Annotated in this window: 8 protein-coding genes; 7 read left to right on the top strand and 1 reads right to left on the bottom strand. The window is 65.1% G+C overall.

All coding sequences use genetic code 11. The features are described from left to right. Positions 1 to 121: 121 nt before the first annotated feature. The 6 genes from XF30_RS05735 to XF30_RS05710 are packed head-to-tail and all read left to right on the top strand — an operon-like array spanning position 122 to position 6,402. Complete coding sequence (locus XF30_RS05735) at positions 122 to 997, top strand: branched-chain amino acid ABC transporter permease (RefSeq protein WP_109142166.1); 876 nt, start codon at positions 122 to 124, stop codon at positions 995 to 997. Then, positions 994 to 1,992 (top strand): branched-chain amino acid ABC transporter permease, encoded by a 999-nt coding sequence (locus XF30_RS05730; protein WP_036020342.1) that lies wholly within the window; start codon positions 994 to 996, stop codon positions 1,990 to 1,992. The genes XF30_RS05735 and XF30_RS05730 overlap by 4 nt, the downstream gene beginning before the upstream one ends. Beyond that, a complete protein-coding gene (locus tag XF30_RS05725) occupies positions 1,989 to 2,732 on the top strand; it encodes an ABC transporter ATP-binding protein (protein WP_036001814.1) in 744 nt (247 codons plus the stop codon). The genes XF30_RS05730 and XF30_RS05725 overlap by 4 nt, the downstream gene beginning before the upstream one ends. A 9-nt stretch (positions 2,733 to 2,741) precedes the next feature. After that, positions 2,742 to 3,479: an ABC transporter ATP-binding protein gene (locus XF30_RS05720; RefSeq protein WP_109142165.1), complete on the top strand. Its 738-nt coding sequence runs from the start codon at positions 2,742 to 2,744 to the stop codon at positions 3,477 to 3,479. Next, a complete protein-coding gene (locus tag XF30_RS05715; RefSeq protein WP_109142164.1) occupies positions 3,476 to 4,534 on the top strand; it encodes a Gfo/Idh/MocA family protein in 1,059 nt (352 codons plus the stop codon). Before XF30_RS05720 ends, XF30_RS05715 begins: the two co-directional genes overlap by 4 nt. Further along, complete coding sequence (locus tag XF30_RS05710; RefSeq protein WP_109142163.1) at positions 4,531 to 6,402, top strand: bifunctional sugar phosphate isomerase/epimerase/4-hydroxyphenylpyruvate dioxygenase family protein; 1,872 nt, start codon at positions 4,531 to 4,533, stop codon at positions 6,400 to 6,402. Before XF30_RS05715 ends, XF30_RS05710 begins: the two co-directional genes overlap by 4 nt. Positions 6,403 to 6,574: 172 nt before the next feature. Here XF30_RS05710 and XF30_RS05705 read toward each other — a convergent pair whose 3' ends face one another. After that, positions 6,575 to 7,747 carry an ABC transporter substrate-binding protein gene (locus tag XF30_RS05705; protein ID WP_036001824.1) on the bottom strand — a complete coding sequence of 391 codons (1,173 nt, stop codon included), beginning with the start codon at positions 7,745 to 7,747 and terminating at the stop codon, positions 6,575 to 6,577. 322 nt (positions 7,748 to 8,069) lie between these two features. On the opposite strand from XF30_RS05705, the gene XF30_RS05700 reads away from it, so the two are divergent. Next, complete coding sequence (locus tag XF30_RS05700; RefSeq protein ID WP_036001827.1) at positions 8,070 to 9,332, top strand: NAD(P)/FAD-dependent oxidoreductase; 1,263 nt, start codon at positions 8,070 to 8,072, stop codon at positions 9,330 to 9,332. The last annotated feature ends 150 nt before the right edge of the window (positions 9,333 to 9,482 follow it).

The raw sequence follows: 9,482 nt of genomic DNA, 5'->3' as shown, positions 1-9,482 counted from the left end.
CTTCCGCGACGACGGTGACAATCGAGTACGCGGAGACAGCCCCTCACCCCAACCCTCTCCCCGTAAGTACGGGGAGAGGGAGAAGAAAGAGAGCGGGGAGAGGGAGAGGAAAGAGGGGAACATGTCCAACCTATTCGATCTACTGGTCGCGGGGCTCGCCACCGGCGCCATCTACGCGCTGGTCGCCGTCGGCTTCACGCTGCTGTGGCAGACCTCGCAGACTATCAATTTCGCGCAAGGCGAGTTCGTGATGCTGCCGGCGTTCCTGATGCTGGCCGCGATGCATGTGGGCGCGCCGTTCTGGCTCGCGATCATCGTCGGCATCCTGCTCTCGCTGATCCTGCTCGGGCTCGCCTTCAAGATGCTGCTGGTGGACCCGATGATGCGTCACGGTGTGCTACCGCTGGCGATCGCGACCATGGCGCTCGCGATCGGCATCAAGGAATCGGTCAAGCAGTTCTACAGCGCGGAGGCTTCGCCCTTCCCCTCGATCGTGCCGACCGGCGACATCTCCATCCTCGGCCATGCTGTGTCGCTGCAGAGCATCGGCGTGCTCACTGTTGCCATCCTCGCCGTTCTCGGCCTGACCACGCTGCTGAGCCGTACCTCGCTCGGCCACCAGATGCAGGCGGCGGCGCAGAACCCGACGGTGGCCCGCATCATCGGCGTCCCGGTCGAGCGCATGATCCTGCTGACCTTCCTGATCAACGCCTTCCTGGTGGCGCTGGCCTCGCTGCTGATCACACCGATCTACCTCGCAAAATTCTCGTCCGGCGAGGTGCTGGGCCAGGCCGCCTTCATCGCCGCGATCGTCGGCGGCTTCAACCAGGTGCGCGGCGCCATCGCCGGCGGCCTGCTGATCGGCGTACTCGACAATCTCGCGGCGGCCTATGTCTCGACGCAGTATCGCGCCGCCGTGCCGATGATGTTCCTGATCGCCGTCATCCTGTTCCGGCCGCAGGGCTTGCTCGGCCGTGCCGAGGAGCGCACCGTATGAGCGGCATCGCCAAACCCCTGAAGATCGCGCTCGGCCTTGCCATCATCGCCGCGCTGATCATCGTCCCCATGAACTTCAACCGCTACGGCCTGTTCATCCTGAGCCAATGGGCGGTGATGAGCATCGCCGCCATGGGGCTCAATCTCACGCTCGGCTATGCCGGCCAGGTCTCGCTGGCGCAAGGCGCCTTCGTCGGCATCGGCGCCTATGCGGCCGCGATCATGACCACACATGGCTGGCCGCTGCCGGCGGCGATCCTGGTGGCGATCGTCTTGAGCTTTGCGATCGGCTGGGTGCTCGGCTATCCCGCACTGCGCGTGCAGCACCATTACCTCGCCTTCGTCACCCTCGCCTTTTCCACCCTCGCCTTCCTGGTGTTCCGCAACGAGAGCTGGCTGACCGGCGGCATCTACGGCATCTCCAACATTCCGCGTCCGCACATCTTCGGCATCGCGACCAACAAGCCGCTGCCGTTCTACTATGTCTGCCTCGGCTCGCTCGCGATCGTCTCGCTTGCGGTGTGGTGGCTGATCCGTTCGCCCTGGGGCCGCGCCTTCATGGCGTTGCGCGAGAATCCGTTGCGCGCGCAATCCCTCGGCGTCGACACCCGCCGCTACACGCTGATGGCGTTTGCGATCGGCTCGGCGCTCGGCGGCGTCGCCGGCGCGCTCTATGCGCCGCTGACGCAATATATCGATCCCGTGCCGTTCAACCTGTCGCTCTCGCTCGACCTCCTCTTGATGGTGATCGTCGGCGGCGCCGGCTTCTATTTCGGCCCGTTCCTGGGCGCGATGATCGCGGTGCTGCTGCCGGAATGGCTGCGCTTCACGGAAGGCTACTACCTGATGCTCTACGCCGTCGCCGTGATGCTGCTGCTGATCTGGTCGCCGACCGGCATTCTCGGAATCCTCGACCGATATCTCGCCGAGCGCCGCACCAAGGCGGCGTCCGCGCTGCGCGCCGTCGCAAAGTCGCGCCTGGAGACGGCGCAATGAGCGCGGTCCTCGAAGTCACCGACATCAAGAAGAGCTTTGGCGGCATCCACGCCGTCAACGGGGTCTCGTTCGACGTGCGCGAGGGCGAGATCCTCGGCCTGATCGGGCCGAACGGCTGCGGCAAGTCCACGCTGTTCAACTGCATCCTCGGCCAGCTCACGCCGACCGGCGGCGAAGTCAAGCTCGACGGACAGGTCGTCACGGGCCTGCGTCCCTCCGAGCTCAACAAGCTCGGGGTCAGCCGCACCTTCCAGCTGTTGCAGGTGTTCCCAAAGCTCTCGGTGCGCGAGAACCTGATCCTCGCCGGACAGGAGCACCAGGGCAACATGGCCTCGCGCCTGGTCGGCCGCTCCGATGCCGGGCTGACGGAGGCCGCGAACCAGATGATCGGATTCTTCAAGCTCGACCATCTCGCCGACGAGCCGGCTGGGGGTCTCTCTTATGGTCAGCAAAAACTGCTCGATGCCGCCATGGCCTTCATGGGCGGCTCGCGCCTGGTGCTGCTCGACGAGCCAGCCGGCGGCGTCAACCCGTCGATGCTGGCGGACCTCAAGGAGCGCCTGGTCGCGATCAACCGCGAGAAGAACGCCACCTTCGTCGTGATCGAGCACAACATGGAGTTCGTGATGTCGCTGTGCTCGCGCGTGATGGTGATGGCGGAAGGCAAGGTGCTGGCGATGGGCCGGCCCGACGAGGTCCGCAAGAACCCCGCCGTGATCGAAGCCTATCTCGGACATTAGGAGCGCGTAATGAGCGATCCCATTCTCTCGGTCCACAATCTCGTCGGCGGCTACGGCAAGATGACGATCTTGAACGGCACGACGTTTGCCGTGCCGTCAGCCACGATCACGACGATCATCGGCCCGAACGGCGCCGGCAAATCGACGGTATTCAAGGCCATCTTCGGCCTGCTCAAGCTGCGCGAAGGCAAGATCAGCTTCGCCGGCCGCGACGTCACCAATTTGAGCCAGCGCGCGCTGCTCAACGCCGGCATCTGTTATGTGCCGCAGGGCCGCAACATCTTTCCCGAGCTGTCGGTGCGCCACAATATCGAGCTCGGCGGCGTCGCCGCCGACAAGGGCCTCGACCTGCCCAAGCGGATCGAGGCGGCGCTCGACCTGTTTCCGGCATTGCGGCGCAAGTCCGCGCAGCAGGCCTCGACGCTATCAGGCGGCGAGCAGAAGCAGCTCGAGATCGCCCGCTCGCTGCTGCTCGAGCCGACGCTGGTGCTGGTCGACGAGCCCTCGATCGGTCTGTCGCCGCTGATGGTGCAGCAGACCTTCGACATCCTCAAGAGCTTGCGCGATCGCGGCGTCACCATCCTGATGATCGAGCAGAACGCGCGCTCGGCGCTGGAGATCTCCGACATCGGCATCGTGCTGGAGCTTGGCCAGACCCGCATGGTCGATGACGCCAGGCGCATTCTGAACGATCCGCGCATCGGGCAGCTCTTCCTCGGCGGCGCCATGGAGGAGAGTGCGGCATGAGCGCGAGAATGCGGATCGCCGTGGCCGGCGCCGGCCTGATCGGCCGTCGCCATATCGAGTTGATCCAGTCCTCCCAGGATTGCGTGCTCGCCGGCATCGCAGACCCCTCGCCCGCCGCGAAGGAATATGCGCGGGCGCATGGCGTGCCCTGCTATGCGGACCATCGCGCGCTGCTGGCCGAAGAGAAGCCCGACGGCCTCATCATTGCGTCGCCCAACACGTTGCACTTGCCGATGGCGCTCGACTGCGCCGAAGCCGGCGTGCCGGGTTTGATCGAGAAGCCGGTGACCGAGACGGTTGCCACCGCGCAACGCCTGTGCGCGGCGGTGAGACGCACCGGCGTGCCGATGCTGGTCGGCCACCATCGGCGGCACAATCCGATCATCAAGTCGGCCCGCGAGGCCGTGACGAACGGAAAGCTCGGCCAGCTCACGGCCGTGGTCGGGCTATGGCTCCTCAAGAAGCCCGACGATTATTTCGAAGTCGCCTGGCGGCGCGAGGCAGGCGGCGGGCCACTGCTGATCAATCTCATCCACGACATCGACAATCTCCGCTTCATCTGCGGTGAGATCGTCGAGGTGCAGGCGCTGACCTCGAACAAGGTGCGCGGCTTCGCGGTCGAGGACACCGCCGCGCTGCTGCTGCGCTTCGCCAACGGCGCGCTGGGTACGGTAACCGTGTCGGATGCGACGCCGGCGCCGTGGAGCTGGGAGCTCTCCTCAGGCGAGAACCCGGCCTATCCCAGGCAGGACCAGCCCTGCTACATCTTCGCAGGGACGGCGGGTTCGCTCTCCGTGCCGAACATGGAGCTGTGGTCATACACAGAGCAGCCCGGCTGGTACGCGCCGCTGGCGCGCGCGACCATCGCGCCGCCCGCGTTCGATCCGCTGGTCGAGCAGCTCCGGCATTTCTGCGCAATGATTGCCGGCCGTGAACAGCCGCTGATCTCGGTCGAGGACGCGATGGGAACGCTCGCCGTCGTCGAAGCCGTCAGCGCGGCCGCGCGTACCGGGCAAACGATCTCGCCGGGGCAGATCATGGAGCAGGCCGCATGAACAAGCGCTCGATCGCCACCGTCTCCCTCTCAGGCAGCCTCGACGAAAAGCTCCGCGCCATCGCCGCCGCGGGCTTCGATGCGGTCGAAATCTTCGAGAACGACCTGCTGTCGTTCGGCGCCGGCCCACGCGATATCGCGAAGATGTGCACGGACCTCAATCTCGAGATCTGTGCGTTCCAGCCGTTCCGCGATTTCGAAGGCATGCCGGAGCCGCAGCGCGCGCGCAACTTCGCCCGCGCGGAGCGGAAGTTCGATCTGATGCAGGAGCTCGGCACCGATCTGTTGCTGATCTGCTCCAACGTCTCGCCCGCCGCGCTCGGCGGCATCGACCGCGCGGCTGACGATTTTCGCGAGCTTGGCGAGCGCGCCGCGAAACGTCGTTTGCGCGTCGGCTATGAGGCGCTGGCCTGGGGCCGCCACGTCAACGATTATCGCGACGCCTGGGAGATCGTGCGCCGCGCCGATCATCCCGCGATTGGCGTCATCCTCGACAGCTTTCATGCGCTGGCACCTGGCTTTCCGACCCGCGCCATGGCCTCGATCCCCGGCGACAAGATCTTTCTGGTGCAGCTCTCCGACGCGCCAAGGCTCGAGCTCGACATCCTGTCATTGAGCCGGCACTTCCGCTCTTTCCCCGGCCAGGGCGACCTGCCGGTCGGCGCGTTCATGGCGGCGATCGCAGCGACCGGCTATGCCGGACCGCTGTCGCTGGAAATCTTCAACGACCAGTTCCGCGCCGGCTCGGCCGCACAGACCGCGGTCGACGGCCTGCGCTCGCTGATTCTGCTGGAGGACCAGCTCGCACCGGACTGGCAGAATTTCGCCGGCAAGGCGCTGGCCCCGAAGGCGAAGAGCCGCGGCACCGGCTTCATCGAATTTGCCGTGAACGAGAGCAAGGCCGCCGAGCTTGGCCGCCTGTTCTCGCAGCTCGGTTTTCGCAAGACGGGCCAGCACCGCAGCAAGGCGGTGGAGCGCTGGTCGCAGGGCAAGGTCGAGCTCGTCATCAATTGCGAGACCGACGGCTTTGCGCATTCGCACTATGTCACCCACGGGCCCGGCGTCTGCGCCATCGCGCTCGACGTCGACGATGCCGGCCGCGCCATGCAGCGCGCCGAGACGCTGAAGGCGCGCACCTTCTACCAGCCGGTCGGACCGGGTGAACTCGAGATTCCCGCGATCCATGGCGTCGGCGGCAGCCTGCTCTATTTTCTCGACCAGGCCGGCAAGAACTGGGACACCGATTTCGAGCCTGTTGCAAGCGATTCAAGCGCCGATGCGCTGGTCGCGGTCGACCACATCGCGCAGTCGATGCCCTATGACGAGATGCTGACCTGGCTGTTGTTCTACACCGGCATTCTCGATCTGAAACGCCTGCCGCAGATGGAGATCGCCGACCCCAGAGGCCTCGTGCAGAGCCAGGCCGTCATCAACGCCGACCAGAGCCTGCGCTTCGTGCTCAACGGCTCCTCCGCCAACCGCACCCTGCCGGCACGCTTCATCTCGGAGTTCTTCGGCTCGGGCGTGCAGCATGTCGCCTTCGCGTGTCAGGATATTTTTGCGACCGTCGCCGCGATGCGCCAGCGCGGCGCGGGCTTCCTGGACATCCCCGACAATTACTACGACGACATCGAAGCCAAATACGATCTTTCGCCCGAACTGATGGCGCAGCTGCGCGCCAACCACATCCTCTACGACCGCGAAGGCGACGGCGAGTTCTTCCAGATCTACACCCACATCTTCGACGAGCGCTTCTTCTTCGAGATCGTCGAGCGCAGGAACTATCAGGGTTTTGGCGCGGCCAACGCCGGCATCAGGCTCGCAGCGCAAGCGCGCGAGGTGCGCCCGGCAAGCATGCCGAGGGTGTAGGCAATTCTGCTTCCCCTCTCCCCTTGCGGGAGAGGGTGGCTCGCCGCAAAGCGGCGGAACGGGTGAGGGGTCTCTCTCCTCACGGACAATCTTGCAAGGGGAGAGAACCCCTCATCCGGCGCTTCGCGCCACCTTCTCCCACAAGGGGAGAAGGGGCTACGTCGCTTGTGGCTCACTTCATCTTGCACTTCTCGTGGAAGCGATCCTGGTCGTTCTCGACGATGGTGGCGACGGTCTTCAAGGCGAGCTGGCCTTCGGAATCCTTGACCACGTCCTGCAGATAGAAGTTCTGGATCGGGATGTGGTTGTTGCCGAACTTGAACGCGCCGCGCACCGACTTGAAGTTGGCCTTCTCCATCTCGGCCTTCATCTCGTCCTTCTTGGAGGTGTCGCCCTTCACGGCGACGACGGCGCTGTTGATCAGGTTCGCGGCGTCATAGGACTGCGCGCCGTAGAAGGTCGGGCGCAGGCCGGGGTACTTCTTGCGGTAGTCGGCGACGAAGCGCTTGTTCTGCTCGTTGGGGAGGTCGTTGACCCATTGCTGCGCACCGGGCACCCCGAGCGCATTCTCCTTCTGGAGCGGCAGCGAGAGCTCGTCGATGGTGAAGGCGGTGTAGAGCGGCATCGTGCTCTTCAGCCCGGCCTGTGCATATTGGTTCAGGAATTGCACGCCAGCAGCACCCGGGTAGAACACGAAGATCGACTCGGCGCCGGAGGCACGCGCCTTGGAGAGCTCGGCGGAGAAGTCGAGCTGGCTCGGCCACACCGTATATTCCTCACCCACGACCTGACCCTTGAAGGTGCTCTTGACGCCGGCCAGCATGTCCTTGCCGGCGGCATAGTTCGGGCCGATCAGGAACACCGACTTGACACCCTTCTGGTTCATATAGGTGCCGACCGCCTGCGGGGTCTGGTCGTTCTGCCAGGAGGTCGAGAACACGTAAGGCGAGCACAGCTCGCCCGCGAGCTGCGACGGCCCGGCATTGGCCGAGATCAGGAAGGTCTTCGAATCGACCGCGGTCTTGAGCGAGGCGAGCAGCACGTTCGACCAGATATAGCCGACGATGAAGTCGACCTTGTCGGACTGCACCAGCTTCTCGGTCTTCTGCTTGCCGACGTCGGGCTTCTGCCCGTCGTCCTCGTAGAGCACCTCGACCGGCTTGCCGGCCATCTTGCGGCCGAGATGATCGAGCGCGAGCTCGAAAGAATTGCGCATGTCGTTCCCGATCACGGCGGTCGGGCCGCTGAAGGTCGAGACGAAACCGATCTTGATGGTGTCTCCGGCGAATGCCTGATTTGCCAGCACCAGCGCCGCTGCGCCCGCCAGCCAGAATGCCGTCCTCATAACACTCCCTCCTTAATTATCGGTCCTGGAAGCGGGGTGATCGCCGCTCCAGGCCTGTCTCTATTGAACGCAAAATATGTCGCGCCGCCAATGGCTCAGCGCCCGCCCTGCACCATATTTCGCCCCAATCTGAGATGGCAAGAATTATAATTCTACTCACTTCGGCCGAGGCCGGCCCAGGGCCGGTCCGGGAGGCTGCGGCGCTTTTTCGCGCCGGATCGATACATCAGGCCTATGCGACGATTGATGACCTCTATTGGACCGCGGCGCCCAATCCGCACTTAAATGAAGGCGAGCAGCAGCGAGATTCGAGGGTTAAATCATGGCCGCAAATCCCCATCGCGTCGTCATCGTCGGCGCCGGCTTCGGCGGGCTGGAGGCGACTTACCGGCTTGCGGGCGCTCCCGTTGAGATCACGCTGATCGACCGCCGCAATCATCATCTGTTCCAGCCCCTGCTTTACCAGGTCGCGACCGCCTCGCTCGCAACCAGCGAGATCGCCTGGCCGATCCGTCATCTCATGCGCGACCGGCGCGAGGTGACGACGCTGTTCGCCACCGTGAGCGGCGTCGATGCCGAACGACGCTGCGTGCTGATCGACGACGGCAGCGAGGTGCCCTACGACACGCTGGTGCTGGCCACGGGCGCGCGGCACGCCTATTTCGGCCACGATGAATGGGAGCAGTTCGCGCCCGGCCTGAAGACGCTGGAGGATGCGACCACCTTGCGCCGGCACATCCTGGTGGCGTTCGAGCGCGCCGAGCGCGAGATCGATCCAAAGCGGCGCGCGGCACGGCTGACCTTCGTGATCGTCGGCGCCGGCCCGACCGGCGTCGAGCTCGCCGGCACTATCGCCGAGATGGCGCATCACACCCTGCCCGCCGATTTCCGCAACATCGACACGCACAAGGCCCGCGTCGTGCTGATCGAGGCCGGCCAGCGCGTGCTCGCCGGCTTTCCCGACGAGCTATCAGCCTATGCGCAGGCCTCGCTGGAAAAGATCGGCGTCGAGGTCGTGCTCGGGCAGGCCGTCACCGAGATCAATCGCGAGGGCGTCGTGTTCGGCGGCAAACTGCTCGAGGCCAAGACACGGATCTGGGCCGCCGGCGTGCGCGCCTCGCCCGCGGCCGAATGGCTCGGCGCAGCGCACGATCGCGCCGGGCGCGTGCTGGTCGAGGCCGACCTCACCATATCAGGCCATCCCGAGATCTTCGCGATCGGGGATACCGTCAGCATCAACGCCTGGGACGGCAAGCCGGTGCCCGGCATCGCGCCGGCCGCCAAGCAGCAGGGCCGTCACGTCGCGGAGACCATCAAAGCGCGCCTGCGCGGCGCTGCAGCGGGTCCGTTCCGCTATAAGCATTCCGGTAACCTCGCGCAGATCGGCAAGCGGCTCGCAATCATCGATTTCGGCAAGATCAAGCTGCGCGGCACCATCGCGTGGTGGATCTGGGGCATCGCCCACATCTACTTCCTGATCGGCCTGCGCCACCGCCTCAGCGTCGCGCTGAGCTGGCTGTGGATCTACGCGCGAGACCAGCGCGCAGCGCGGTTGATCACGCAGGGGTCGAGCAAGGTGGTGTAGTCTTACTTCCTTCTCCCCTTGTGGGAGAAGGTGGCATAGGCGGCCTTCGGCCGCCGTTCTTAAGAACGCCGAAGCAGAGCTTCGGCTACGGCGCCGGATGAGGGGTTCTCTCAACTCTCGCGATTGTTCGTGAGGAGAGAGACCCCTCAC

It is taken from the genome of Bradyrhizobium sp. SUTN9-2 (genome assembly GCF_003122645.1).
Lineage (GTDB): Bacteria > Pseudomonadota > Alphaproteobacteria > Rhizobiales > Xanthobacteraceae > Bradyrhizobium > Bradyrhizobium yuanmingense.
The sequence above is the reverse complement of the archived record's forward strand: the minus strand, read 5'-3'. Positions and strand labels throughout refer to the sequence as shown.

What these genes read in the sequence shown, in the direction of transcription:
- XF30_RS05715 (WP_109142164.1), top strand. Translation starts at nt 3,476, where the DNA reads ATGAGCGCGAGAATGCGGATCGCCGTGGCCGGCGCCGGCCTGATCGGC.
- XF30_RS05705 (WP_036001824.1), bottom strand. Translation starts at nt 7,747, where the DNA reads ATGAGGACGGCATTCTGGCTGGCGGGCGCAGCGGCGCTGGTGCTGGCA.
- XF30_RS05735 (WP_109142166.1), top strand. Translation starts at nt 122, where the DNA reads ATGTCCAACCTATTCGATCTACTGGTCGCGGGGCTCGCCACCGGCGCC.
- XF30_RS05710 (WP_109142163.1), top strand. Translation starts at nt 4,531, where the DNA reads ATGAACAAGCGCTCGATCGCCACCGTCTCCCTCTCAGGCAGCCTCGAC.
- XF30_RS05725 (WP_036001814.1), top strand. Translation starts at nt 1,989, where the DNA reads ATGAGCGCGGTCCTCGAAGTCACCGACATCAAGAAGAGCTTTGGCGGC.
- XF30_RS05700 (WP_036001827.1), top strand. Translation starts at nt 8,070, where the DNA reads ATGGCCGCAAATCCCCATCGCGTCGTCATCGTCGGCGCCGGCTTCGGC.
- XF30_RS05720 (WP_109142165.1), top strand. Translation starts at nt 2,742, where the DNA reads ATGAGCGATCCCATTCTCTCGGTCCACAATCTCGTCGGCGGCTACGGC.
- XF30_RS05730 (WP_036020342.1), top strand. Translation starts at nt 994, where the DNA reads ATGAGCGGCATCGCCAAACCCCTGAAGATCGCGCTCGGCCTTGCCATC.